A 25,056-nucleotide genomic window follows, 5' to 3' on the forward strand; every position below is an offset into this window, starting at 1 on the left:
TCTGTCGCAACGCGGTCGCACGGTGCTCAATAGGATGAGTGTGTCATGCAATCGGGTAATTCGATGCAGTCCAATATTCTGTTTGAATCCGGCGGTGCGCCGGTAGCAAGCCGGGTCGCGTCGGACGAACCGGTGTTCGGTGGCCCTGCGCTAAGGCGTCGCACGCATGTGGTTACGGTGCGTTGGCAGGACCATACGGTGACGATTGGCGGTGGCGCGCCGGTGCGCGTACAGTCGATGACGAACACCGATACTGCCGATCCGATCGGTACCGCGATCCAGATCAAGGAGCTTGCGCAGGCCGGCTCCGAGTTGGTGCGCATCACGGTTAACACGCCCGAGGCCGCGGCCGCGGTGCCGGCGATCCGTGAGCAACTTGACCGCATGGGCGTGAACGTGCCGCTGGTCGGCGACTTCCACTACAACGGTCATCTGCTGCTGCGCGACTATCCGGATTGCGCGCAGGCGTTATCGAAGTACCGAATCAACCCGGGCAACGTCGGTCAGGGCGCCAAGCGCGGCACGCAATTCGCGCAGATGATTGAGGCGGCGATCCGCCATGACAAGCCGGTGCGCATCGGCGTGAATTGGGGAAGCCTGGACCAGGACCTGCTTGCGCAGATGATGGACGAGAATGCGCGGCGTGCGACGCCCTGGGACGCGCAAAGCGTGATGTACGAGGCACTGATCCAGTCCGCGATCGGCTCGGCCGAACGGGCTGTCGAGCTGGGCTTGGGGCGCGAGCGCATCGTGCTTTCATGCAAGGTCAGTGGCGTGCAGGACCTGATCGCGGTCTATCAGGCGCTGTCGCTGCGCTGTGGCTTTGCGCTGCATTTGGGGCTGACCGAGGCGGGCATGGGTTCAAAGGGCATGGTCGCGTCGGCCGCTGCGCTGTCGGTGCTGCTGCAGCAGGGCATCGGCGACACGATTCGGGTCTCGCTGACGCCGGAGCCGGGCGCTTCGCGTACCGGTGAGGTTGTCGTCGCCCAGGAGATTTTGCAGACGATGGGGCTACGCTCGTTCACGCCGATGGTGATCGCGTGTCCGGGTTGCGGCCGCACGACGAGCACCGTGTTCCAGGAGCTGGCGTCACGAATTCAGGACTATCTGCGCACGCAGATGCCGGTGTGGCGCAAGCAGTATCCGGGCGTGGAGACGATGAATGTCGCGGTGATGGGCTGTATCGTCAATGGTCCGGGCGAGTCCAAGCACGCGAATATCGGCATCAGCCTGCCGGGAACCGGCGAAAATCCAGCCGCGCCCGTGTTCATCGACGGCGTGAAAACGACCACGCTGCGCGGCGCGCGCATTGCGGAGGAATTTCAGGATATCGTCAACGACTATGTCCAGCGCACCTATGGCACGACGCCAGCGAGTGAAGTGGCGTGCGAAGCACGGTCTCCAGCCCGGGTCATCATTGAATCGACATGACAGAACAGAAACGTAAACTAGAGAAGCTGACCGGCGTCAAGGGAATGAACGACATCCTGCCGCGCGACGCCGGGCTGTGGGAGTTTTTTGAGAGCACGGTCAAATCGATGCTGCGCGCCTACGGATACCAAAACATCCGTACGCCGATCGTCGAGCATACGCCATTGTTCACCCGTGGTATCGGCGAAGTGACCGATATTGTCGAAAAGGAAATGTACAGCTTCGTCGATTCGCTGAACGGCGAGCAATTGACGATGCGTCCTGAGAACACCGCTGCCGTGGTGCGTGCGGCGATCGAGCACAACCTACTGTACGACGGCCCGAAGCGGCTCTGGTATATCGGACCGATGTTCCGCCACGAGCGGCCACAGCGCGGTCGCTACCGGCAGTTTCACCAGGTCGGCGTCGAGGCGCTCGGTTTCGCTGGCCCGGATGCCGATGCGGAGATCATCCTGATGTGTCAACGGCTTTGGGACGATCTGGGCCTCACGGGCATCCGGCTGGAGCTTAATTCGCTCGGACAGGCGCAGGAACGCGCCGCTCACCGCAATGAGTTGATCGCGTACCTGGAGCGGCACGTCGAGTTGCTCGACGATGATGCGAAGCGTCGGCTGTATACGAACCCGTTGCGCGTGCTCGACACGAAGAACCCCGCGATGCAGGACATTGTAGCGAATGCGCCGAAGCTGATCGACTTTCTGGGGGACGCGTCGCTTGCGCATTTCGAAGGCGTGCAACGGTTGCTGAGTGCGAACAACATTCCATTTACGATCAACCCCCGGCTCGTGCGGGGGCTGGACTACTACAACCTAACGGTATTCGAGTGGGTGACTGACAAGCTTGGCGCGCAAGGTACTGTCGCCGGCGGCGGCCGATATGACCCGCTGATCGAACAACTCGGCGGCAAACCGGCGCCGGCGTGCGGCTGGGCCCTGGGCGTCGAGCGCATTCTGGAACTGCTGCGCGAGGATCAACTGGTGCCGCCCGATGAAGGCTGCGACGTGTACATCGTGCACCAGGGTGACGCGGCGCGCGAGCGTGCGTTCGTGATCGCCGAGCGGTTGCGTGACACGGGGCTGGATGTGATCCTGCACTGCAGTGCCGACGGCGCACCGGCGAGTTTCAAGTCGCAGATGAAGCGCGCCGATGCGAGCGGTGCCGCGTATGCGGTAATCCTCGGTGACGACGAGGTTCAGTGCGACGAGGTGTCGATCAAGGCGTTGCGTGGCGATCCGGCGGGCTCAGATGGCGTGCAGCAACGGGTGCCGGCCGAACGCTTGACCGAATTCCTGATCGATGCGATGGTTGCACCCGCTGACAAGGCGACGAATGAATGACCAGGCGAGTATCCATTAAATGAGTTACCACCACGAACAAGAAACCCTCGACGACCTGAAGGCCTGGTGGGCGAAGTGGGGCAATGCGCTGACCTGGGTCGTGCTCGCTGCGCTGCTGGCGGGGGCCGCCTATAACGGTTGGAACGGGTGGCAGCGGCGCCAGGCGGCGCAGGCCGCGGTGTTCTATGACACGATCCAGCAAGCGGTGGCCTCAGGGGACAAAACACAGATTGCGCGGGTTGCGGCGGACATGGAAGCGCGCTTCGGCGGCACCGCCTATGCACCGCTCAGCGCGCTGGCGGCCGCCAAGGCGTTGTATACGGCAGGGGATGTGGCCGGCGCAAAAGGGCAGTTGCAGTGGGTCGTCGATCAGGCGCGCGGCGACGAGTTCAAGGCGATCGCGAGGTTGCGGCTCGCCGCGCTGTTGATCGACGAAAAGGCTTATGACGCAGGCTTGAAGCTGTTGTCCGACCCGCCGCCGCAGGCATTTAGCGGTCTGTACGCGGATCGCCGCGGTGACCTGCTGGCCGCGCAGGGTAAGCGTGACGATGCGCGCGCCGCGTACCAGACCGCGCTGGCGGCGCTCGAGCACGGTGATTCGTCCGTGCGTCAGCTGATCCAGTTCAAGCTCGATGCGCTCGGTGGCTGAAGCCCCGTGCAGTTCGATTTCCGATTGACCCGTCAATGCGTCACTGATCCATGAATTTTGTCATCCGCTACGTCCGGCCGCTCGCGTGCCTGCTTTTGCTGACCGTGCTGGCCGCGTGTTCGTCCACGAAGGATGCGCGTCGCGTGCCGACCGAGCTGGCCCCGATTAAGACTGTGCTCGAGGTGCGTGAGGCGTGGAAGGCCAGCGCGGGTAAGTCCGGACGCTACCTGTTCGCCCCCGCCGCGGTCGGCGATTATGTGTACGCGGCCGGCGCGAACGGCTCGGTGGTCAAGATCGATGCGACCAATGGCAAGGAGGTCTGGCGCACGAAGGTGGGCGCGGATCTGTCGGCCGGTGTTGGCAGCGACGGCACGCTGACCGCGGTCGGCACGCTCAAAGGTGACGTGTTCGTGCTCGGCGGCGATGGCAAGGTACTGTGGAAGGCGAATGCGCCCGGTGAGATCGTCACGCCGCCGGCAGTGGGTCAGGGCTTCGTGCTGGTGCGGACGATCGACGGGCGCATCACGGCATTTAACGCGCAGACCGGCGAGCAGAAATGGGTCTATGTGAACCGCGCGGTGCCGCTGAACCTGCGGACTGCGACCGGCATGACGTTCGCTGGCAACAGTGCGGTGCTGGCGGGGTTCCCGGGCGGCTCGCTTGCCGCAATCAATTTGCAAAGTGGCGATGCGTACTGGCAAACACCGGTTTCGTATCCGCGCGGTGTCACCGAAGTTGAGCGGATCAACGACGTAGTCGGCGCGCCGACGTTGGTCGGCTCGCAGACCTGTGCGGTGACGTTCCAGGGCCGGATTGGTTGCTTCGACGTGTTGAGCGGACACGCGCTGTGGGAGCAGCCGTTCTCCAGTTATGGTGGATTGGCGCAGGACGATCGTGCCGTGGCGTCGACGGACGACTGGTCGATCGTGTCGCTGTACGATGCGATGACCGGCGAGCCCCTGTGGCAGAACACGCAGCTGAAGGGCCGCGACGTCAGTACGCCGGCGATCGTCGGCCGCGCAGTGGTGGTCGGCGACTACAAGGGGTTTGTGCACTTCCTGTCGCGTGACACCGGTGAATTCGTCGCACGGATGAGGACAGGAGGCGCGATCATCGCGCAACCGGTCGTTGCCGGCAATACGTTGGTCGTGCAGACTCGCAACGGCGACCTGTACGGTTTCCGGCCGCAATAGGCCGGCGGCCGGCATTCGCGTATGCGCGCCGCCGGCCGCTGCCGGACGGCGCGCGTGCGTTTTTGGAAAAAGCAACATGAAGCCCGTAATCGCCCTTGTTGGGCGCCCCAATGTGGGGAAATCCACGCTGTTTAACCGGTTGACGCGCTCGCGCGATGCGCTTGTCGCGGATCTGCCCGGGCTCACGCGCGACCGCCATTATGGCGAGGGCCGCGTCGGCGAGCAGCCGTACCTGGTCGTCGATACGGGTGGTTTTGAGCCGGTCGCCAAGGACGGCATCCTGCATGAGATGGCTCGGCAGACGCGCCAGGCGGTCGAGGAGGCCGACGTAGTCGTGTTCGTAGTCGATGGCCGCAATGGCCTTGCGCCGCAGGACAAGACGATTGCCGACTATTTGCGCAAGACGGGCCGCCCGATCTTCCTGGTCGTCAACAAAGCCGAGGGCATGAAGTACAGCGCGGTAGCCGCGGACTTCTATGAACTCGGCCTGGGCGACCCACGCGCGATCTCCGCCGCACACGGCGACGGCGTCAGCGAGATGATCGCACAGGCGCTCACCGTCGCCTATGCGAATCGTGCGCCGCACGACGAAGCGCGCGCGGACCACGGCGTGAAAATCGCCATCGTTGGCCGGCCCAATGTCGGTAAGTCGACATTGGTCAATGCGTTGCTCGGCGAGGAGCGCGTCATTGCGTTCGACCTGCCCGGCACGACGCGCGATTCGATCTATATCGACTTCGAGCGTCAGGGCCGCCAGTACACGCTGATCGACACGGCCGGGCTGCGCAAGCGTGGCAAGGTGTTCGAGGCGGTCGAGAAGTTCTCGGTGGTCAAGACGCTGCAATCGATTGCCGACGCCAACGTAGTGATTCTGCTGCTCGACGCACGGCAGGATATCTCGGAGCAAGACGCGCATATTGCCGGTTTTGTCGTCGAACAGGGCCGCGCGCTCGTGATCGGCGTGAACAAATGGGACGGCCTGGATGAACACGTACGCGAGCGTACCAAGGCCGATTTGGCTCGCAAGCTCAAATTCCTCGACTTCGCGAAGTCACATTACATTTCGGCGGCGGAAAAAACGGGGATCGGTGCGTTGATGCGCTCGGTGGATGCCGCCTACGCGGCCGCGATGGCCAAGCTGCCGACGCCCAAGCTTACGCGGGCGCTGATCGACGCCGTGCAATTCCAGCAGCCGCGGCGCCGCGGTCCGATCCGACCAAAGCTGCGTTATGCGCACCAAGGGGGGCAGAATCCGCCGATCATTGTGATCCACGGCAATGCGTTGGATGCGATCACCGATACGTATAAACGTTACCTCGAAGGCCGGTTTCGCGAAACTTTTGGCCTCGCCGGCACTCCATTGCGCATAGAGTTTCGTTCGAGCCGGAACCCCTATGCCGATAAAGACTAATATGTCGCGACGGTTTGGCCGGCAACTTTACGGCCTTGAAAATTCGGCTATAGTGTAGCGATTGGCGGCGTTTTCTTTTTCTCGTCGCCGATATTATTAACCTGCAAAAACAACTCGGAGTTTGCTATGAGCAACAAAGGGCAACTGTTACAAGACCCGTTTCTGAACGCACTGCGCAAGGAGCATGTGCCGGTGTCGATTTATCTCGTCAACGGTATCAAGCTGCAAGGCAATATCGAGTCGTTCGACCAATATGTCGTGTTGCTCCGCAATACTGTTACGCAAATGGTGTACAAGCACGCGATCTCGACCGTTGTGCCTGCACGCCCGGTGAACTTCCATCCCGATTCGGAAGGGGCCTAATCCGATTGTCCGGCGGGCGCAGCCAGCCGGCTTGACGCCTGTCCTCCACGCTAACTGTTTCATCGATTTGATCAACGCAGCGCTTGTCAGCATAGATTTCGGAAAGATCGATTTTCAGGCCAGTCTTGAAGAACTGAGCCTGCTCGCCACTAGTGCCGGCGCTCATCCAGTGTTGACGCTGACGGGCCGGCGCTCGAGCCCGGATGCCGCGCATTTCATCGGCAGCGGCAAGGTCGAGGAGCTTCGACTTGGCGCGCAGGCCAACGACGTCGATATCGTCATTTTCAACCACGCATTGTCACCTGCGCAGCAGCGCAACCTGGAGCGTGCGATCGAGCGGCGTGTTGTCGATCGCACTAGCCTGATTCTCGATATCTTCGCGCAACGCGCGCGCAGCCATGAAGGCAAGCTGCAGGTGGAACTGGCGCAGTTACAATACCTGTCCACGCGCCTGGTTCGAGCGTGGACGCACTTGGAGCGGCAGAAAGGCGGGATCGGCTTGCGTGGCCCAGGTGAGACGCAGCTGGAAACTGACCGGCGATTGATCGGTGAACGCATCAAGATGTTGCGCGGCAAGTTGCGCAAGCTGCAGCGTCAGCACGGCACGCAGCGTCGTCAGCGTGAGCGCAATCGCACGCTGTCGGTGTCGTTGGTCGGCTACACGAACGCCGGCAAGTCAACGCTGTTCAACGCGCTGACCAAGGCGCAAGCCTATGCGGCTGACCAGTTGTTTGCGACACTGGATACGACGTCGCGCCGCGTCTATCTGCGCGAAGCGGGCAGTGTCGTGGTTTCCGACACGGTCGGCTTCATCCGAGACTTGCCGCACCCATTGGTTGCGGCGTTTCGCGCAACGCTAGAGGAAACCGTGCATGCGGACCTGCTGCTGCATGTCGTCGATGCGTCCAGCGCGGTGCGCGCAGATCAGATCGAGCAGGTCAACGACGTGTTGCGCGAGATCGGCGCGGCCTCGATTCCGCAGATTCTCGTGTTTAACAAGATCGACCAGGTGCCTGAGTTGGCAAGCCGGGCCGATCGGGTTGAAAGGAACGAGTATGGTAATATCACGCGCGTCTTTTTGAGTGCGCGAACCGGTCAGGGACTCGACGCGTTGCGTGACGCGGTGGCCGAGGTGGCGCTCGGTGCGCAGGCGTTCAAGCGTGACCCGGACGGCATGGGCGCCGACGATCACGACCCGCGTCGCGACGCCGATGGTTCACACTCGGACGAGGCCGGGTCGACGGCCGGCGTCAATGCATCCGACGACGAGCGCGTTCGCCAGGCGAGCCGCAGCGTCCACCAACAGCGTATCTGACAACTGCATTCCGCAATAACCGGCTGTGACATGGTGAACGACAAGAATATCCGAAGTACGTGGCAGCGCGCGCGTGCCGTCTTTTCAATCAATGATCCGCGCTGGGGCAGGGGCCAGGGGGGCAACGACGCGTCCCGGCGTCCGCAGGATCAGCGCAATAGTGGCAAGGACGGCCAGGAAGGTCCGCCCGACCTGGACGAGTTGTGGCGCGATTTCAATCGCCGGATCAACCGGCTGTTCGGTCGCAAGGGCGGCGGCGACGGCGGCAGCCCAGGTCCAGCGAATTTGGGTAACGGCCGCGGCGGGCATCTGGGGCTGGGGCTTGTCGTCGGCGTGCTGGTTGCGATCTACCTAGCCAGCGGCGTCTATATCGTGCAGGAAGGGCAGGCCGGTGTCGTGCTGCAGTTCGGCAAGTACAAGTACACGACCGGCTCGGGGATCCAGTGGCGGTTGCCGTATCCCTTCCAGAGCAATGAGATCGTCAACATGTCGCAGGTGCGCTCGGTCGAGATCGGCCGCGACAACATGATCCGTTCGACGAATCTGAAGGATATGTCAATGCTGACCAAGGACGAGAACATCATCGATGTGCGTTTCGCGGTCCAGTATCGCGTGAAGGATCCGGCCGCGTTCTTGTTCCACAACGTCGATGCGGAAGGTACGGTGACGCAGGCCGCCGAGACCGCAGTGCGCGAAATCGTCGGCAAGAACACGATGGATTACGTGCTGTATGAGGGACGCGAGCAGGTCGCGCTGCAATTGTCGCAGCAGATCCAGCGGATCCTGGACCAGTACAAGACGGGCATTATCGTGAGCAGCGTGACAATGCAGAACGTGCAGCCGCCGCAGCAGGTGCAATCGGCGTTTGACGACGCAGTGAAGGCCGGGCAGGATCGCGAGCGGGCGAAGAATGAGGCGCTGGCCTATGCGAACAACGTGGTGCCGCTCGCGCAGGGCACCGCCGCGCGGATGGTGGCGGACGCGCACGGTTATCGCGCGCGCGTGGTGGCCCAAGCTGAGGGTGACGCCGCACGCTTTAAGCAAGTGCAAGCCGAGTACGCGAAGGCGCCAGCCGTCACGCGTGAACGAATGTATCTGGACACGATGCAACAAATCTACTCGAACGCAACGAAGGTGATCGTGGACAGCAAAGCCAGTAGCAACCTGCTGTACCTGCCGCTGGACAAGGTCATGGCACAGCATCGCGCCCGTCCGCAAGTTGGCGCGAGCCCGGGGGCTACGGACAACGGCGGGCAGGGCGGGGCGTCGCCGGCCGGCAGCTCGGCTGGTGGGCCGGCCGTGCCAGCGCAAGTGATGCCGGGTGCGTCTGTCGGCGATGACGCGAGCCGTTCCCGAGACCTGTTTCGCAGTCGCGGCCGCGACGACGGTCAATAAGAGGGGCAGGTCATGAATCGAATCATCACCCTCGTCGTTGCCGTGCTTGTCGTATTGTTCGTCGGCTCCTCGATGATCTTTGTCGTGGACCAACGCAAGTACGCGATCGTGTTCGCGTTCGGTGAAGTCAAGCAGATCATCTCGGCGCCCGGACTGCATTTGAAGGCGCCGCCGCCGTTCCAGAACGTGATCTACATGGATAAGCGCATCCAGACGATCGACAATCCGGAAGCGGACCGCTACATCACCGCGGAAAAGAAGAACCTGCTGGTCGACCTATTCGTCAAATGGCGGATTGTCGATCCGCGCAAGTTCTACATCAGTTTCCGCGGCGACGCATCACTCGCGCAGGACCGATTGACCCAGGTCATCCGCGCGGCGCTGAATGAGGAGTTCACGAAACGCACGGTCTCGGAGGTGGTCTCCAACGAGCGCGAGGTCGTGATGCAGGCGGTGCGCAAGAAGGTCGAGCGCGACGCATCGAACCTGGGCATCGACATCGTCGACGTGCGGCTGCGCCGCGTCGATTTGCTCGAGAACATTAGCGAATCGGTCTACCAGCGGATGAAGGCGGAGCGCCAGCAAGTCGCCAACGAGCAGCGCTCGACGGGTGCCGCCGAGGCCGAACGCATTCGTGCCGATGCAGACAAGCAGCGCGAAGTGGTGATCGCCGAGGCGTACAAGCAGGCGCAGGAGATCAAAGGGGACGGCGATGCCAAGGCTGCGGCGATCTATGCGAATGCATTCGGCCGTGACCCGCAATTCTATGCGTTCTACCAAAGCCTGGAGGCCTATCGGCGCAGCATTGGCAACGGGGACATAGTGGTTGCGGATCCAAACAGCGAATTCTTCCGCTTCATGAAAAATCCCGTCGGCGCGGCGGTGGGCGGTGCTGCGGCCACGCCTGCCGCGCCGGGTCGCAGGCACTAGGCGCACGAGCGCCGCGCGGGCATGCGGCGCGTGTGCCCGCGCGAAAAAAAGAAGCAGGCCCATGGCCGCCACACTCTTGCTCGCCATTGCGCTGATGCTGATCATCGAAGGGATTTTCCCATTCGTGTCGCCGACGTTGTGGCTGGATACGTTTCGTAAAATAACGCAACTGCCGCCGGCACAGGTGCGGCTCGGCGGGCTGATCGCAATCGGTCTTGGGTTGCTCCTGCTGATGCTGGCGGGCTAATTGCGCCGCGCTGCGTCGCGCCACTGGACTTAAGCTGATGCCGACCTGGTTATTGCCTGAGAATATCGCCGACGTGTTGCCCTCCGAGGCACGCAAGCTCGAAGAGTTGCGTCGCGTGCTGCTCGACCGTTTCCGTTCGTATGGCTACGAGATGGTCATGCCGCCGCTGCTTGAATACCTTGAGTCATTGCTGACGGGCAGCGGCAGCGACCTAGCGTTGCGCACGTTCAAGCTGGTCGACCAGTTGTCCGGCCACACGCTGGGGTTGCGCGCGGACATCACGCCGCAGGTGTCGCGTATCGACGCGCACTTGCTGAACCGGCAGGGCGTCACGCGGCTATGCTATGCGGGGCACGTGTTGCACACGCGCCCCCGCGGCCTGCATGCGACGCGCGAGCAGATCCAGATCGGGGCCGAAATCTACGGACATGCGGGCTTGGAGGCGGATGTCGAGATCCAGCAACTGATGCTCGATAGCCTGCGGCTCGCCGGGCTCGGGCCGGTGCGACTGGACCTGTGCCATGCGGGTGTGCTGGCTGCGCTGCTGGGCGCCGACGAGCGCGCACTCGGGCTGGGCCCTGCGCTGTATGCGGCGTTGGCCGGCAAGGATGTGCCCCGGCTGGACGAGCTTACGCGCGAGCTGGCGAAGCCGGTGCGCGACGCGCTGCTCGCGTTGCCGATGCTGTACGGTGATGCGTCGGTGATCGACGAGGCGCGCGAGCGGCTTCCCGCATGGCCGGCGCTCACGCGCGCGCTCGATGAGCTTGCGTTTCTTATCGCACAGATCGGCGATGCGCACGTGGCGATTGACTTGGCCGACCTGCGCGGCTACGCGTATCACAGCGGTGTGATGTTTTGCGCGTATGTCGATGGCGTGCCGAACGCCGTGGCACGCGGTGGGCGCTATGATCATGTCGGCCTTGCGTACGGGCGGGCGCGGGCGGCAACCGGCTTTTCGCTGGACTTGCGCGAGGTGGCACGGATTTCGCCGCGGCAGGCTCGCTCCAGTGCCATTCTGGCTCCGTGGAATCACGACGCGGCGTTGCGGGCCACCGTGGCGACTCTGCGCGACAGCGGCGAGACGGTGATCCAGGCGTTGCCCGGCCACGAACATACGCTGGACGAATTCGCTTGCGACCGCGTGCTTGTGCAGCGTGGCGACGCGTGGACCGTCGAGCCGCGCTGAAGACGTCGCACGTGCCGGCTGCCTAAAAAAACGGCAGTCGTGTGCACGAACCTAGGTAGAATACGTTTTTAACCAGCTCAAGTAACACCATGTCCGCCAGCGTAGCTCAATCAGGTCAAGCGGCAGCCCAGTCCGGACGCAATGTCGTCGTGGTCGGCACCCAGTGGGGTGACGAAGGAAAGGGCAAGATCGTCGACTGGCTCACCGATCATTCCCAAGGCGTCGTGCGCTTTCAAGGTGGGCACAACGCGGGCCATACGCTGATCATCGGCGGCAAGAAAACCATCCTGCGGTTGATCCCATCGGGCATCATGCGCGATGGCGTCGCATGCTACATCGGCAACGGCGTCGTGCTGTCGCCGCAAGCGCTGTTCAAGGAGATTGGCGAGCTCGAGGATGCCGGCGTCGACGTGCGCAACCGGTTGTTCATCTCCGAAGCGGCCACGCTGATCCTACCGTATCATATTGCGATCGATCAGGCGCGCGAGGCGCGGCGCGGCGCCGGCAAGATCGGCACCACCGGGCGCGGCATCGGGCCGGCGTACGAGGACAAATTTGGCCGGCGCGCGCTACGCGTGCATGACCTATTCGACGCGGCGACGTTCGCGGACCGGTTGCGTGAGAACCTCGATTTCCATAATTTCGTGCTCACGCAATACCTGGGCGCGCAGGCGGTCGACTTCCAGCAAACGCTGGATACGATGCTCGGCTACGCGGACCGGCTCGCGCCGATGATCACCGATGTGTCACGGCGGTTGTATGACGAGAACAACGCCGGACGCAACCTGCTGTTCGAAGGCGCGCAAGGCACGTTGCTGGACATTGACCACGGTACGTATCCGTTCGTCACGTCGAGCAATTGCGTCGCAGGTGCCGCGGCGGCCGGCGCCGGCATTGGCCCGCACAAGCTTAACTACGTCCTCGGGATCACGAAGGCCTATTGCACGCGCGTGGGCGCCGGGCCGTTCCCGAGCGAGCTGTACGACACGGACAATCCGCAACGTCAGGACCCGGTCGGTTTGACGCTGGCCAACGTCGGCAAGGAATTCGGTTCGGTGACGGGCCGCCCGCGCCGCACCGGCTGGCTCGATGCAGCCGCGCTCAAGCGCTCGATTCAGATCAACGGCGTGACGGGTTTGTGCATCACGAAGCTGGACGTGCTTGATGGGCTTGACGAAGTGCGGCTGTGCACTGGCTACAGGATTGATGGCCGGGACGTGGACATCCTGCCGCGCGGCGCGACGCAAGTGAGCCGCTGTGAACCTGTGTACGAGACGTTCCCCGGCTGGAAGGCGAGCACGATCGGCATCAACGCCTGGGATGCGCTGCCTGCCAATGCGCGCGCGTATCTGACGCGACTGCAGCAAGTGGCCGGCGTGCCAATCGATATGGTATCGACCGGTCCGGATCGCGACGAGACGATCCTGCTGCGTCATCCGTTCAAGGCTTGATGGTACTGCGCGATCCCGATTTTCCTATGATGAAAGAAATAAGTTCGGACCCGCGCAACGACGAACAGCACCTGTGGGTCGGCTGGGACGATTATCATCGGCTGATCGAGCGGCTTGCGTTGAGCGTGCACGAGTCGGGTTGGAAGTTCGACAAGATTTTGTGCCTGGCGCGTGGTGGGTTGCGCGTCGGCGACCAGTTGTCGCGGATCTATGACTTGCCGCTGGCCATTCTTGCCACGAGTTCGTATCGCGAGGCTGCGGGCACGCAGCAGGGCGATCTCGATATCGCGCGGTACATCACGATGACGCGCGGCGAGTTGTCCGGCAATGTGTTGCTGGTGGACGATCTCGTCGATTCGGGGGTCACGCTGGCGCGCGTGCAGGAGCATTTGAAGGAGCGGTATCCGGCTATTACGGCGGTGCGCTCGGCGGTACTATGGTACAAGGCATGCTCGAAGGTGAAGCCGGATTACTTCGTCCAGCACCTGCCGACCAATCCGTGGATCCATCAGCCGTTCGAAGAATGGGACACGGTGCGTCCGCACAACCTGGCCGCGTGGATCAAGCGCGGCACCGGCGGTACTGCGCCGGCAGCGTGATTTGCGCCAGGTGACGGTATCGACAATGGACGAACATAAGGCGGCTGCTTCTGGCAGCCGCTTTTTTATCGTCGAGGGGCGCGGCGCGCGGTCTGTCCCGTAGTCAATCGCAATCGCAATCGGAACGGCGCCGCAAGCTTCCGTGGTGGGACAACAACATCGCATGCCCCGGCTTACTCCTTGAGTCTGCATGGATAGAATATCGTCTCGTTTTCGCGACACGACGCCCGACATGACGAATGCTCTCCACAGTCATCCAATCCGTATCCAACCGTTGCCCGCCTTGGCGGTGGCCGCAATCGGCGTCGTGTTCGGCGATATCGGCACCAGTCCACTGTATGCGCTGAAGGAGGCTTTCAGTCCGCAGCACGGTATCGCGTTGACGCCAGAGAGCATCCTCGGCGTGATCTCGCTGCTATTCTGGGCGATTGTCATCGTGGTGTCGTTGAAATACGTACTTTTCGTGATGCGGGCCGACAACGATGGCGAGGGCGGCGTGCTCGCGCTGATGGCGCTTGCGTTGCGCGGGTTTCCGCGCGACGGCAAGTGGATCGGCGTGCTGATGGCCCTCGGCATCTTTGGCGCCTGCATGTTCTATGGCGATGCGGTGATCACGCCGGCGATCTCGGTGATGTCCGCAGTCGAGGGGTTGGAAATCGCCGCGCCATCGCTCGCGCAATATGTGCTGCCGATCACGCTGCTAATTCTGATCGCGCTGTTCATGCTGCAGAAGCATGGCACTGAGGTCGTGGGGCGGTTGTTCGGGCCTGTGATGATCGTCTGGTTCGTTACGCTTGCGCTGCTGGGCCTGTACCATATCGCCACCGCGCCTCGTGTGATTGCGGCGCTCAATCCATGGTATGCGATACGCTTCATGCACGACCATGCGGTGCAGGCGTATCACGTGCTCGGCTCGGTGTTCCTCGTGCTCACCGGCGCCGAGGCGCTGTACGCGGACATGGGGCATTTCGGCGCAAAACCGATTCGTGTCGCGTGGTATGGGATGGTGATGCCTGCGCTGGTGCTGAATTATTTCGGACAGGGCGCGTTGTTGCTCAGTGATCCGACCGCAATCCAGAATCCGTTCTATCTGCTCGCGCCGGACTGGGCACTGCTGCCGTTGGTGGTGCTTGCCACGGCGGCCACCGTGATCGCGTCGCAGGCGGTGATCTCCGGCGCATTCTCGCTGACCAGCCAAGCGATCCAGCTTGGCTACGTGCCGCGGATGAAGATCCAGCACACGTCCGCGAGCGCGATTGGGCAGATCTACATCCCGATCGTGAACTGGCTGCTGCTGTTTGTAATCCTCATTATTGTGCTGGGTTTCAAGAGTTCGGACAATCTTGCGGCGGCCTACGGGATCGCGGTCACCACGACCATGGTGATCACGACGATACTCGCGTGTGTCGTGATGGTGCGCGTTTGGAACTGGAACAAGCTGTGGGTGGCGACGATCATTCTGGGCTTTATCACGGTTGACCTGTCGTTCTTCGGTGCGAACCTACTGAAGTTGCGCGAGGGCGGCTGGCTGCCATTGCTGATTGGCGCATTCCTGTTCTTCCTGTTGACCACTTGGTACAAGGGCCGGCAGATCGTCAAGGAGCGCACCGCGGCCGACGGTATTCCACTGATGCCATTCGTGCAGGGGCTGCTTGCCCATCCGCCGCATCGCGTGTCGGGTTCGGCCATTTACCTGACCGGCAACGATACGCTGGTGCCGGTCAGCTTGCTGCATAACCTAAAGCACAATAAGGTATTGCACGAGCGCACGATTTTCATGACGTTCATCACGCTGGATATACCGTATGTTGATGACCATCGGCGCATTGACATCAAGGAGCTCGGCGGCGGGCTATACCTGGTGCGTGCGACGTACGGTTTTAACGAGACACCGGACCTAAATGGTGTGCTTAAGCTGCTCGAGCAACAGGAAAACATGTCGTTCGACTTGATGGATACGTCGTTCTTCCTTGCCCGGGAAACTGTCGTGCCGACGCAATTGCCGGGCATGTCGGTGTGGCGCGAGCGGATTTTTGCCTGGATGCACCAGAACGCCGCGAAGCCTACTGACTTTTTCAGCATCCCGGCCAATCGGGTCGTCGAGCTCGGCACAAAGATCGAGATTTGATTGGCCTGCCCCCACCGCGTGCTATCACCTGTCACTGTACTTCAGCAGCCGCGCAGTGCAGCGCACGTTACCGCAGCCGCCGCCTCCGTCAGCGCAGTTTGAGCTTGGCGAACGCGGCTGCCATCGCGCTTTGCGGTTCCGTCTCCCGGCTGCGTCCGCCGCGGCCCTGACCGCCGCGTCCACCGATATCCTGGTCACGCGATGCTGCGCTGCCCGTGCCGGCCCCGCCTGCCGTGGCGTCGTCTGACAGACGCATTGTCAGCGAGATGCGCTGCCGTTTCAGGTCTACCTCGAGGACCTTAACGGTGACAACCTGGCCCGCTTTGACGACCTCGTGCGGGTCCTTCACGAACTTCGTTGACATCGCGGACACGTGCACGAGCCCATCCTGGTGCACGCCAATATCGATGAACGCGCCGAATGCCGCGACGTTGGTGACCACGCCTTCGAGAATCATCCCGGGCGACAGGTCGGCAAGCGTCTCGACGCCTTCGCGGAACGTCGCAGTCTTGAACTCGGGCCGTGGGTCGCGCCCCGGCTTTTCGAGTTCGCCCAGGATGTCTCGCACGGTGGGCAAGCCAAAGCGTTCGTCGACGAACTCGGCTGCGGACAGCTTTGACAGCACGTCACGATTGCCCATCACATCGGACACCGACTTATTGATCTTCGCGAGGATGCGCTCGACCACCGGATAGGCCTCTGGGTGCACTGCCGAGCGGTCTAGCGGGTTCTCACCAGGATTGATGCGCAGGAAGCCGGCCGCCTGCTCGAAGGTCTTGTCGCCCAGGCGCGGCACCTTTTTCAAGTGCTCCCGGGATGGGAAGGGGCCATGGGTGTCGCGATACTCGACGATGTTACGTGCGAGTGTTGCGTTCAGGCCAGATACCCGGGCAAGCAGCGCAATCGATGCGGTGTTCGCGTCCACGCCCACCGCGTTGACGCAATCCTCGACGACCGCATCCAGCGTGCGTGCCAATTCTCGCTGATTGACGTCATGTTGGTATTGGCCCACACCAATTGCCTTCGGCTCGATCTTCACCAGCTCGGCGAGCGGATCCTGTAGGCGGCGCGCGATCGAGACCGCACCGCGCAGCGATACGTCCAGTTCGGGGAATTCCTTCGCCGCCAGTTCCGACGCCGAGTATACTGACGCGCCCGCCTCGGAGACGACGATTTTTTGCAGCTTCAGTTCAGGGTGTCGTGCGATCAGCTCGCTGGCCAGCTTGTCGGTTTCGCGTGATGCGGTGCCGTTGCCGATGCTGATCAGCTCAGCCTGCGTCGCTTGGGCGAGCCGCGCGAGCCGAGCCAGCGACCCGTCCCAATCGCGGCGCGGTTCATGTGGATAAATCGTATCGGTGGCCAGCAGCTTGCCGGTGCGGTCGACTACTGCCACCTTGACGCCGGTGCGTAGCCCCGGGTCCAACCCGATCACCGCCCTGGGGCCAGCCGGCGCGGCCAGCAATAGGTCCTTTAAGTTTCGCGCGAACACATTGATCGCTTCGTGCTCGGCGCGCTCGCGCAACTGGGTCAGCAGGTCGTTTTCCAAATGCGGTTGCACCTTCACGCGCCAGCACCAGCGGCACACGTCGCCGAGCCACTTGTCGGCCGGCCGCCCTTGGTTGGCAATGCCGAAATGGCGCGCAATCATCGCTTCGCCAGGATGCGGCACTTGTGCATCGAGTTCCTCGCCTAGGCCAAGCTTGACGAACAGCACGCCGGCATTGCGGCCTCGGAACAGCGCGAGCGCGCGGTGCGACGGCACCGTCTTGATCGGCTCCGCGTAATCGTAGTAATCGCGGAATTTCTCGCCTTCCTCTTTTTCCTTGCCCTCGACGACAGTGGAGATCACTAAGCCCTGGTTCCACAGATAGTCGCGCAGTCGGCCCAGCAACTCGGCGGTTTCACCGAACTGTTCGGACAGGATGTCGCGCGCGCCGTCCAATGCTGCCTTGAGGTTGGCAATGCCTTTGTCGGCATCGACGAAGCGGGCGGCTTGCGCTTGCGGATCGCGCGTCGGATCCGCGAGCAACGCATCTGCCAGAGGCTGCAACCCCGCTTCGCGCGCGATTTGCGCCCGGGTGCGACGCTTGGGCTTGTATGGCAGATAGAGATCCTCGAGCGTTTGTTTCGCGTCAGCAGCTAGAATCGCGGTGCGCAATTCATCAGTCAGCTTACCCTGCTCGTCAATGCTTTGCAGAATCGCCGCGCGACGATCCTCCATTTCGCGCAGGTACAGCAGCCGCTCCTCGAGCAAGCGCAGTTGCGTGTCGTCCAAGTTGCCGGTGACTTCCTTACGGTAGCGCGCGATGAACGGAACCGTTGATCCTTCGTCAAGCAGTTGTACGGCGGCGGCGACCTGCCGTGGCTGGACATTCAACTCGGTGGCGATGCGCTGTACGATTTTCAGTGCTACGTTGTCCGTCATGGATGAGGCTTGTGCGGGTTCGAGCCGGGCATTTTGCCATAAGCGCGATGCGGGCCGGTCGTGACACCAGACCGCGATGATAGAATTCCGACATGTACGACCGCCTACCGACGTCCTCCCCTGTACCGCGCCAGCGCGCTCGCGAATCGATGCCGCTCAGCGGGTTCCTATCTTCTTCGCGGTCGCACCGTCACGCGGCGGCGGTAACCCATACTGCGCGACGCGAGCGGGCGTGGCCGCTGGCTGGATGGCTGCTTGCGTGGGTGGCCAGCATTGTGCCGGCTGCGCCATTGTATGCGCAGACCATGATGTTGCCGATGTCCGACGCCAGCGATGGCGTGGCTGCGACGACGGGCGTTGAGGCGGGGGTGTCGGCGATGCCAGTTATCGCGCCACAGGAGCCTTCGGCACTCTTGCATGCGACGGATGATGGCCGCGCGGGCGCACGTGCAGCGGTTGCTGGCAGCGCCGACGCGCAGGCCGCGGATCGGGATGGTGCCGATGGGCGTGCGCAAGATGCCTCGTTCGGTGCTCGGCAGGCGCAGCTCGATCGCCGCAGCGAGCTCAACTGGTACGAGTATGGTGTCGCGAAGCACAACTGCTACAGCGCCATCCTGGTCAACCATTGTCTAGAGAAGGCGCGCGACCGAATGATTGCGAACAAAATGCTGATTCGCGACGAGCAAAATGCGCTCGACAACGAGCGCCGGGCCGCGCATGCGCGACAACGCGACGAGCAGGCTGCGCTCAAGCGCGAGGCGCACGCGCGCGAGGCACCTCAACGCGCGGCGCGTGAGCGCGAGAACGAGCAGTCATACGAAGAGAAGCAGCGCCAGCATGCGATCGATGAGGCGCGACGTAACGCGCAAGCGCCACAGCGCGAGGCGAACCAGCGCGCGTACGATCAGAAGCAGGTGGACTACCAACGCAAGCTGGAGCAGGCGCGGCAGCAGGCTGCCCAGGATGCGCAGCAACGGGCAGACAATGCGCGCAAGTTCCAGCAGAAGCAGCAGCGCGCGGCGCAGCATGCGCAGGACGTACGCGAGCGCCAGGCCCGCGCCGCGCGCAAGCAGGGCGCTTCCACGCCGGACGCCGCGTCGGCAGCCTCCGGCACGGGCGGATAGTAGGGCCGCAGGCCCGGTTGGCGGACAAATGCCCAAGTTTTGCGTCAACCGCAGTAGAATCATGGTAAAGCGACTTTATTTCGGGTGCCGACGTCACAGGTGTGACGGCTCCAGATCGATCCGGAGGAAAAGGTCATGCAGCATGCATATGACGCTGACACGGTGGCAATCCAGAGCCAGATTGCTCGACTTCAGGATGAGCATCATGACCTGGACTGTCTGGTCAATCGGGTGGCTAGTGTGCCCGGCATGAGCGACCTCGAGCTGCAGCGGCTAAAAAAGCGCAAGCTGAAGGTCAAAGACACGATTACGCTGTTGCAGTTACAGCTGGGGCCAGATACCCATCATTGATGCAGCGCGGCGGCTCCCGCCGCGTTCGCGCGACACGCCGGTAGGCGTGCGCTGGCACGGCGCCACACCGACTTTGCAGGAATTGCCGCATTGACCTCCACGCCTGAATTGCGTCCGCGCGAACCGGATAGTTCGCCCTCGATCGATGGTGCGTCGGCTGCGCCGACGCTGACCCCGGACGGACTCACTGTTGCTCCGCGCCGGCTCGCCGAACTCGACGCGATCTTCGCTGCGGACGGTGTGTTGGCCCGTCATATCGACGGCTATCGGCCGCGTGAAGCGCAACTGCGCATGGCGCAAGCGGTCGCGGCGGCGATCGATGCGACAGGCCGCCTGCCGGATGCCGGTGCGCTTGCGCTGGCCCATACTGAACGTCCATCGCGGCGGCTCAGCGCGCAGCGCGGCGAGCGGCGCGCTGAGCCGGGCGCCGCGCCTGCCGGTGCCGCGTCGTGCGACGCGGAGGCTACAGCGGGCGACAATACGCTGATCGTCGAGGCCGGTACCGGCACTGGTAAGACCTTCGCGTATCTCGTGCCCGCGATGCTGTGGGGGGGCAAGGTGATCGTGTCCACTGGCACTAAGCATTTGCAGGACCAGCTGTTCCAGCGCGACATTCCGACAGTGCGCGACGCGCTCGCGGTTCCCGTATCGATCGCGATGCTCAAGGGGCGCGCGAACTATCTGTGTCACTATTACCTGGCGCGCACTGCCGACAACGGCCGGTTGCCGTCGCGGCAGGACGCCGCGCATTTACAGGAAATCGTGCGCTTCGCGAAGGTCACGCGCAGTGGTGACAAGGCCGAGTTGGCTAGCGTGCCGGAAAACGCGCCGGTGTGGTCACTGGTGACGTCCACACGCGACAATTGCCTATCGCAGGAGTGCCCGCATTACAAGGACTGCTTTGTGATGCAGGCGCGTCGCGATGCGCAGCAGGCTGATCTCGTGGTGGTCAATCACCATCTGTTCTTTGCCGACATCATGCTGCGCGACACCGGCATGGCGGAGTTGCTGCCCAGCGCGAACACGATTATCTTCGACGAGGCGCACCAACTGCCCGAGACCGCGACACTGTTTTTCGGCGAGACGTTGTCTACCGCGCAATTGCTCGAACTGGCCCGCGATAGCGTCGCCGAAGGCCTGCTCAACGCGCGCGATGCAGTTGAATGGACGCGGCTTGGCGCGACGCTGGAGCGTGCGGCGCGCGACGTCAGGCTCGCGTTTAAGCAGGATTCGCTACGCATCTCGCAGTCGCAACTCGGCAACGAGCATCCGCTGTTCGACGCGCTCGTCGGCGTCGAAGCGGCGCTCGACGAATTGATCGCGGCGCTCACGCAGCAAGCCGAACGCGCGGAGCCGCTGGCCAATTGCCTGCGGCGCGCCCGAGAACTGCGGCAGATGCTCGATGGCTGGTGCGGGCCGAGCAATGCGCCGGCGCAAGTCGCGCCATCTGCGGGCTCGCGGCAGGGCACGCCATTGGGCGCAGCGCGGCAGCGCGGCGACGTTGCATCGGCATCAGGATCCGCTTCGGGATCGGTGCCACCCGACGACGCGGGCCAATTCGGCGACGAGAGGGTGCGCTGGGTGGAAGTATTTTCCCACACGGTACAATTGCATCAGACACCGCTGTCTGTCGCTCCGATATTCGCGAAGCAGCGCGCGGGCACGCCTCGCGCGTGGATCTTTACGTCCGCGACGTTGTCCGTGCGGGGCGATTTTAACCACTACGCCACGCAAATGGGCCTGAACGCGCGTCGCTCGATGACGCTGTCCAGCCCGTTCGACTATCCCAATCAGGCATTACTGTACGTGCCGCGCAATTTGCCGCAGCCGTCATCGCCGTATTTTACGGACGCGGTGTGTGATGCGGCGCTGCCGGCGATCGAGGCGTCCGGCGGCGGCGTGTTCGTACTATGCACGACACTGCGGGCGGTCGACCGGATGGCCGCGCGATTGCGCGACGCAATCCTCGCGCGGGGATGGTCGTATCCGTTGCTGGTGCAAGGCGAGGCCAGCCGCACCGAGTTGCTAGACCGTTTCCGTCAATACGGCAACGCGCTCCTGGTGGGCAGCCAGAGCTTCTGGGAGGGCGTGGACGTGCGTGGCGACGCGTTGTCGCTGGTGGTCATCGATAAGCTGCCGTTTGCGCCGCCCGACGACCCGGTATTGGCCGCGCGGCTGGACGCATTGACGCGCAAGGGGCTGAGCCCGTTCGCGGTGCACCAGTTGCCGCAGGCAGTGATCACGCTGAAACAGGGCGCCGGCAGGTTGATCCGTGCCGAAACCGATCGCGGTGTGCTGATGATCTGCGATCCGCGCTTGGTCGACAAGCCGTACGGCAAACGCATCTGGCAAAGCCTGCCCCCGTTCTGTCGCACCCGCGAGATCGATGTGGTACGGACCTTTTTTATCGGCTCGGCGCCAGCGAATCCGTCCGTCGATTCACACCCGGTGCCCCAGTTGGCGTGACGGTCGCGGGCATCGCGCGGACATGAAAAGCCCAGCGTAAGCCAGGCGATGCGACGACAGGCATGGCGCGGCGTGGCGTGGCGCCACGCGGTATCAGAACCGGCGCGTGCGGCCGGCCCGGTTCACCAGAATTGATACCACGGCTTTTCACCCTTGCGCAGTGTGCGGGCGTGACCGGTCACGTATGGGCTGTCCGGAAACGTCGATGTAAGCACGCGCTGGGTATCGTCGGCGAGCTGCGGCTGGTTCAGCGCGCGATACGACAATATCATCACATGCAGCGCATCCTCGGTGGCCGGCGCATTCTTGTATTCCTTCAGCACCATTTGCGCGCGATTGATCGCGGCAACGTACGCGCCGCGCCGATAGTAATAGTCGGCGGTGTGCACTTCGTGCGACGCCAATGCGTTGACGATGTAACGCATGCGTTGTGCGGCGTCCGGCGCGTACTTGCTGCTCGGATACTTCTCGACGACGACGCGAAACGCATCGTACGAGTCACGCAACGCCTTCGGGTCGCGCTCGCTCATGTCCTGACCGGCGAAGCGGCCGAATAGACCCAGGTCGTCGTTGAAGCTGATTAGGCCCTTCAAGTAGTACGCGTATGCGATATCCGGATGGTCGGGGTGCAACTGGATGAAGCGGTCTACCGCTTGTTCGGCCGCCGCTGTTTCATTGTCCTTCCATTGGCAGTATGCGACGTTGATTTGCGCCTGTTGCGCGAAATGACCGAACGGATCGCGCCCCTGCAGCAATTCGAAGTACTTTGAGCACTTGCTCCAGTCACCGGCGGTAAAGGCGTCCTGGGCCTCCGAGTATAATTTCTGATTGGTCCACGCTGCCGTTTCGTCCGTTTTCTCGGGTAGCCCGTGGCAGCCGGCGACGATCGCCGCTGTGATGGTTACGGCAGCGATCCTCAATGTGTTCAGCACTCGCATGTCCAGTGAAGTCCAGATGACTCGTTCAAATGACCGGTCCAGCGCCGGCGTCGATCCGCACGATTATAGCCCAAGCGAAAGCTCGGCCCGCCTCGACGAGCAGGTTGCGCGGGTACCGCCGGCGTTGGCGGGCGAGCGGCTGGACAAGGTCCTTGCGCGACTGTTCCCCGCCTTCTCGCGCAGCCGCCTGCAGACGTGGATCGACGCGGGGCGCGTGACGTTGGACGGCGCACCGGCGCGGCTGCGCCAGCCAGTGCCGCCGGGTGCGACCGTGCGGCTTGTGCCGGACCTGCTACCGCAAGCGCTGGCGTTCGCGCCGGAGCCGGTGCCATTGCCAATCGTCTACGAGGACGACACCTTGGTTGTGATCGACAAGCCGGCCGGGCTGGTCGTGCACCCGGCTGCGGGCAATTGGAGTGGCACGCTGCTCAACGGCCTGCTGCATCGCTATCCGGACGCTGCCGGACTGCCGCGTGCGGGCATTGTGCACCGTCTGGACAAGGACACCTCAGGCCTCATGGTGGTCGCGCGGACGTTGGCTGCGCAGACAGATCTGGTCAGGCAGTTGCAGGCGCGCACGGTCAAGCGTCGCTATATTGCGCTTGCCTGGGGCGTGACGCCGCCGAGCGGATGCATCGACGCGCCGATCGGACGGGATCCGCGCGAGCGTACGCGCATGGCGGTGATCGCCGGGGCCGCCGGCAAGGCCGCGCGCACGCACTTCGAGACCGTGGCCAGCGGCGTGTGGGCCGGACAACCGGTATCGAGGCTGCGTTGTGATTTGGAGACCGGGCGCACGCATCAGATCCGCGTACATCTTGCCCATACCGGCCACCCGCTGCTTGGCGACCCGCTGTATGGCCGCGTGCGCAACGCGCGGCAACGGCCCGCGCTGCCCGCCGGCTTCGCACGCCAGGCGCTGCATGCGTGGCGGCTCGCGCTGGTGCACCCGGCCACCCACGCGCCGGTGGCGTGGCGCTCGGCGATGCCGGAGGACCTGGCGCAATTGGCCGCCGCGCTCGGACTGGCGGACACACCCGATGACGAAGCCGCGACAATCGACTTCGCACAGCAACACGCCTACGACGGCGGCAGTGTTGCCGACGATGAAGAGGACGAGTTCGAATGAATCCGATCGGCGCCCCGACGTCCCAACGCTTTGCCGAGTTGACGCTATCCGACTGCATCGTGCCGGACTGGCGCGTGAGCCAGCGCGTGTGTGCGCTGATGACCACGCGCGCCGGCGGCGTGAGCTGCGGCGCATATGGCGTGCTGCGCAATCAGCAATGCGCGCCTGGCGGCCTGAACCTGGGGCTGCATACCGGCGATGACATGGATGCGGTGCGCGAGAACCGTCGCCGCGTGCTCGCGCTGGTGGGTGCGCACGCCGCCTGGCTCGAGCAGGTGCATGGCACGCGCGTGGTCAGCGCCGACGAAGTGGTCGGGACCGATCTGCTGACAGCCGATGCGCTGGGGCCGAAGGCCGATGCCAGCGTGACCGACCGCGCCGGGGTGGTTTGCGCGATACTGGTGGCCGACTGCATGCCGGTGTTGATTTGCGACGAAGCCGGCCGGGCCGTGGGCGCCGCGCATGCCGGATGGCGCGGGCTCGTCGGCGGCGTGGTCGAGCATACGGTCGGTGCGGTGCGCGCATTGCTCGCGCGCCATGAGCACGCGCCCGGGGTGCTGCACGCGTATCTCGGCCCATCGATCGGTCCATGTGCGTTCGAAGTCGGGGAAGAGGTGCGCGCCGCGTTCCTCGACGCGTCGCTGCCAGACGAGCGTGATGCGACCGATGCGGCGTTCGTCGAGCTGCCCTCGCGTGCTATCGATGACGTTTCACGTGTCGATGACGCCGCCGATGTGCACGGCGATGGCCGATGCAAGTACTTTGGGAATCTTGGCGCACTAGCCCGGCTGAGGCTGGCCCGGGTCGGCGTGCACCATGTGAGCGGGCCCCACGCGTGCACGTTCAGCGATCCTGCGCGTTTCTATTCCTATCGACGGGACCGCACGACGGGCCGCATGGCAGCATTGATCTGGTTGGCCTGACCGTATGTGTGGTGTGGCGGCGGCCCCCACCGCCATACCACACGGCTGCGGTCGCGGTCGCGTGC

At 63.4% G+C, this 25,056-nt stretch carries 21 protein-coding genes; 19 read left to right on the top strand and 2 right to left on the bottom strand.

Annotated elements, in window-relative coordinates; all coding sequences use genetic code 11:
- Window positions 1–63: 63 nt before the first annotated feature.
- The 14 genes from ispG (at window position 64) to KQH55_RS05000 (ending at window position 15,635) form a co-directional block, all read left to right on the top strand.
- Window positions 64–1,431 carry a flavodoxin-dependent (E)-4-hydroxy-3-methylbut-2-enyl-diphosphate synthase gene (ispG, locus tag KQH55_RS04935; RefSeq protein ID WP_076787212.1) on the top strand — a complete coding sequence of 456 codons (1,368 nt, stop codon included), beginning with the start codon at window positions 64–66 and terminating at the stop codon, window positions 1,429–1,431.
- Window positions 1,428–2,768, top strand: coding sequence for a histidine--tRNA ligase (gene hisS, locus KQH55_RS04940; RefSeq protein ID WP_235090310.1), 1,341 nt, complete (start codon window positions 1,428–1,430; stop codon window positions 2,766–2,768). Before ispG ends, hisS begins: the two co-directional genes overlap by 4 nt.
- A 19-nt stretch (window positions 2,769–2,787) precedes the next feature.
- Window positions 2,788–3,417, top strand: coding sequence for a tetratricopeptide repeat protein (locus tag KQH55_RS04945; RefSeq protein WP_076785038.1), 630 nt, complete (start codon window positions 2,788–2,790; stop codon window positions 3,415–3,417).
- A gap of 50 nt (window positions 3,418–3,467) precedes the next feature.
- Window positions 3,468–4,610, top strand: a complete 1,143-nt coding sequence (bamB, locus tag KQH55_RS04950) for an outer membrane protein assembly factor BamB (RefSeq protein ID WP_076794851.1) — start codon at window positions 3,468–3,470, stop codon at window positions 4,608–4,610.
- A gap of 76 nt (window positions 4,611–4,686) precedes the next feature.
- Window positions 4,687–6,021 (top strand): ribosome biogenesis GTPase Der, encoded by a 1,335-nt coding sequence (gene der, locus KQH55_RS04955; protein WP_076785036.1) that lies wholly within the window; start codon window positions 4,687–4,689, stop codon window positions 6,019–6,021.
- A gap of 126 nt (window positions 6,022–6,147) precedes the next feature.
- The gene (gene hfq / locus KQH55_RS04960) at window positions 6,148–6,384 is read left to right on the top strand and encodes an RNA chaperone Hfq (RefSeq protein WP_076785035.1); all 237 of its coding nucleotides are present in this window, start codon (window positions 6,148–6,150) and stop codon (window positions 6,382–6,384) included.
- 67 nt (window positions 6,385–6,451) lie between these two features.
- Window positions 6,452–7,699, top strand: a complete 1,248-nt coding sequence (gene hflX, locus KQH55_RS04965; RefSeq protein ID WP_076785034.1) for a GTPase HflX — start codon at window positions 6,452–6,454, stop codon at window positions 7,697–7,699.
- Between the two features lie 30 nt (window positions 7,700–7,729).
- Window positions 7,730–9,094 carry an FtsH protease activity modulator HflK gene (hflK, locus tag KQH55_RS04970; protein WP_083703646.1) on the top strand — a complete coding sequence of 455 codons (1,365 nt, stop codon included), beginning with the start codon at window positions 7,730–7,732 and terminating at the stop codon, window positions 9,092–9,094.
- A gap of 12 nt (window positions 9,095–9,106) precedes the next feature.
- Complete coding sequence (gene hflC, locus KQH55_RS04975; RefSeq protein ID WP_076785033.1) at window positions 9,107–10,024, top strand: protease modulator HflC; 918 nt, start codon at window positions 9,107–9,109, stop codon at window positions 10,022–10,024.
- Window positions 10,025–10,085: 61 nt separating this feature from the next.
- A complete protein-coding gene (locus tag KQH55_RS04980; RefSeq protein WP_076785032.1) occupies window positions 10,086–10,271 on the top strand; it encodes a DUF2065 domain-containing protein in 186 nt (61 codons plus the stop codon).
- Window positions 10,272–10,308: 37 nt separating this feature from the next.
- On the top strand, window positions 10,309–11,457 hold the full coding sequence (locus tag KQH55_RS04985) for an ATP phosphoribosyltransferase regulatory subunit (protein WP_235090311.1): 1,149 nt from the start codon (window positions 10,309–10,311) through the stop codon (window positions 11,455–11,457).
- A gap of 89 nt (window positions 11,458–11,546) precedes the next feature.
- Entirely contained in the window at window positions 11,547–12,908 is a 1,362-nt protein-coding gene (locus KQH55_RS04990; protein ID WP_076785030.1) for an adenylosuccinate synthase, read from the top strand.
- A gap of 26 nt (window positions 12,909–12,934) precedes the next feature.
- A complete protein-coding gene (locus tag KQH55_RS04995) occupies window positions 12,935–13,507 on the top strand; it encodes a phosphoribosyltransferase (protein WP_076787207.1) in 573 nt (190 codons plus the stop codon).
- 232 nt (window positions 13,508–13,739) lie between these two features.
- A complete protein-coding gene (locus KQH55_RS05000; protein WP_076785029.1) occupies window positions 13,740–15,635 on the top strand; it encodes a potassium transporter Kup in 1,896 nt (631 codons plus the stop codon).
- A gap of 88 nt (window positions 15,636–15,723) precedes the next feature.
- Here KQH55_RS05000 and KQH55_RS05005 read toward each other — a convergent pair whose 3' ends face one another.
- On the bottom strand, window positions 15,724–18,060 hold the full coding sequence (locus KQH55_RS05005; protein ID WP_076794859.1) for a Tex family protein: 2,337 nt from the start codon (window positions 18,058–18,060) through the stop codon (window positions 15,724–15,726).
- Between the two features lie 92 nt (window positions 18,061–18,152).
- On the opposite strand from KQH55_RS05005, the gene KQH55_RS05010 reads away from it, so the two are divergent.
- The 3 genes from KQH55_RS05010 (at window position 18,153) to KQH55_RS05020 (ending at window position 22,001) form a co-directional block, all read left to right on the top strand.
- Window positions 18,153–19,184: a hypothetical protein gene (locus KQH55_RS05010; RefSeq protein WP_235090312.1), complete on the top strand. Its 1,032-nt coding sequence runs from the start codon at window positions 18,153–18,155 to the stop codon at window positions 19,182–19,184.
- 135 nt (window positions 19,185–19,319) lie between these two features.
- Window positions 19,320–19,535: a DUF465 domain-containing protein gene (locus KQH55_RS05015; RefSeq protein WP_076785027.1), complete on the top strand. Its 216-nt coding sequence runs from the start codon at window positions 19,320–19,322 to the stop codon at window positions 19,533–19,535.
- 90 nt (window positions 19,536–19,625) lie between these two features.
- Entirely contained in the window at window positions 19,626–22,001 is a 2,376-nt protein-coding gene (locus KQH55_RS05020) for an ATP-dependent DNA helicase (protein WP_255763075.1), read from the top strand.
- Window positions 22,002–22,123: 122 nt separating this feature from the next.
- Here the strand turns inward: KQH55_RS05020 and KQH55_RS05025 are convergent, their stop codons facing one another.
- Window positions 22,124–22,939, bottom strand: a complete 816-nt coding sequence (locus KQH55_RS05025) for an outer membrane protein assembly factor BamD (RefSeq protein ID WP_235090313.1) — start codon at window positions 22,937–22,939, stop codon at window positions 22,124–22,126.
- Window positions 22,940–22,955: 16 nt separating this feature from the next.
- Here KQH55_RS05025 and KQH55_RS05030 point away from each other — a divergent pair, with 16 nt between their 5' ends.
- Entirely contained in the window at window positions 22,956–24,068 is a 1,113-nt protein-coding gene (locus KQH55_RS05030; RefSeq protein WP_076797164.1) for an RluA family pseudouridine synthase, read from the top strand.
- A complete protein-coding gene (pgeF, locus tag KQH55_RS05035; protein WP_235090314.1) occupies window positions 24,065–24,991 on the top strand; it encodes a peptidoglycan editing factor PgeF in 927 nt (308 codons plus the stop codon). Before KQH55_RS05030 ends, pgeF begins: the two co-directional genes overlap by 4 nt.
- The last annotated feature ends 65 nt before the right edge of the window (window positions 24,992–25,056 follow it).

The sequence above is a fragment of the Mycetohabitans sp. B3 genome (assembly GCF_021498065.1).
GTDB lineage: Bacteria > Pseudomonadota > Gammaproteobacteria > Burkholderiales > Burkholderiaceae > Mycetohabitans.

Excerpts from the sequence above, each read along its gene's own strand:
- KQH55_RS05015 (WP_076785027.1), top strand. The coding sequence starts at position 19,320 with ATGCAGCATGCATATGACGCTGACACGGTGGCAATCCAGAGCCAGATT.
- KQH55_RS05005 (WP_076794859.1), bottom strand. The coding sequence starts at position 18,060 with ATGACGGACAACGTAGCACTGAAAATCGTACAGCGCATCGCCACCGAG.
- KQH55_RS05030 (WP_076797164.1), top strand. The coding sequence starts at position 22,956 with ATGACTCGTTCAAATGACCGGTCCAGCGCCGGCGTCGATCCGCACGAT.
- bamB (WP_076794851.1), top strand. The coding sequence starts at position 3,468 with ATGAATTTTGTCATCCGCTACGTCCGGCCGCTCGCGTGCCTGCTTTTG.
- der (WP_076785036.1), top strand. The coding sequence starts at position 4,687 with ATGAAGCCCGTAATCGCCCTTGTTGGGCGCCCCAATGTGGGGAAATCC.
- KQH55_RS05000 (WP_076785029.1), top strand. The coding sequence starts at position 13,740 with ATGACGAATGCTCTCCACAGTCATCCAATCCGTATCCAACCGTTGCCC.
- hflC (WP_076785033.1), top strand. The coding sequence starts at position 9,107 with ATGAATCGAATCATCACCCTCGTCGTTGCCGTGCTTGTCGTATTGTTC.
- hfq (WP_076785035.1), top strand. The coding sequence starts at position 6,148 with ATGAGCAACAAAGGGCAACTGTTACAAGACCCGTTTCTGAACGCACTG.
- KQH55_RS04985 (WP_235090311.1), top strand. The coding sequence starts at position 10,309 with ATGCCGACCTGGTTATTGCCTGAGAATATCGCCGACGTGTTGCCCTCC.
- hflK (WP_083703646.1), top strand. The coding sequence starts at position 7,730 with ATGGTGAACGACAAGAATATCCGAAGTACGTGGCAGCGCGCGCGTGCC.
- pgeF (WP_235090314.1), top strand. The coding sequence starts at position 24,065 with ATGAATCCGATCGGCGCCCCGACGTCCCAACGCTTTGCCGAGTTGACG.
- hisS (WP_235090310.1), top strand. The coding sequence starts at position 1,428 with ATGACAGAACAGAAACGTAAACTAGAGAAGCTGACCGGCGTCAAGGGA.
- KQH55_RS04995 (WP_076787207.1), top strand. The coding sequence starts at position 12,935 with ATGATGAAAGAAATAAGTTCGGACCCGCGCAACGACGAACAGCACCTG.
- ispG (WP_076787212.1), top strand. The coding sequence starts at position 64 with ATGCAGTCCAATATTCTGTTTGAATCCGGCGGTGCGCCGGTAGCAAGC.
- KQH55_RS04945 (WP_076785038.1), top strand. The coding sequence starts at position 2,788 with ATGAGTTACCACCACGAACAAGAAACCCTCGACGACCTGAAGGCCTGG.
- KQH55_RS05025 (WP_235090313.1), bottom strand. The coding sequence starts at position 22,939 with ATGCGAGTGCTGAACACATTGAGGATCGCTGCCGTAACCATCACAGCG.
- KQH55_RS04990 (WP_076785030.1), top strand. The coding sequence starts at position 11,547 with ATGTCCGCCAGCGTAGCTCAATCAGGTCAAGCGGCAGCCCAGTCCGGA.
- KQH55_RS04980 (WP_076785032.1), top strand. The coding sequence starts at position 10,086 with ATGGCCGCCACACTCTTGCTCGCCATTGCGCTGATGCTGATCATCGAA.
- KQH55_RS05010 (WP_235090312.1), top strand. The coding sequence starts at position 18,153 with ATGTACGACCGCCTACCGACGTCCTCCCCTGTACCGCGCCAGCGCGCT.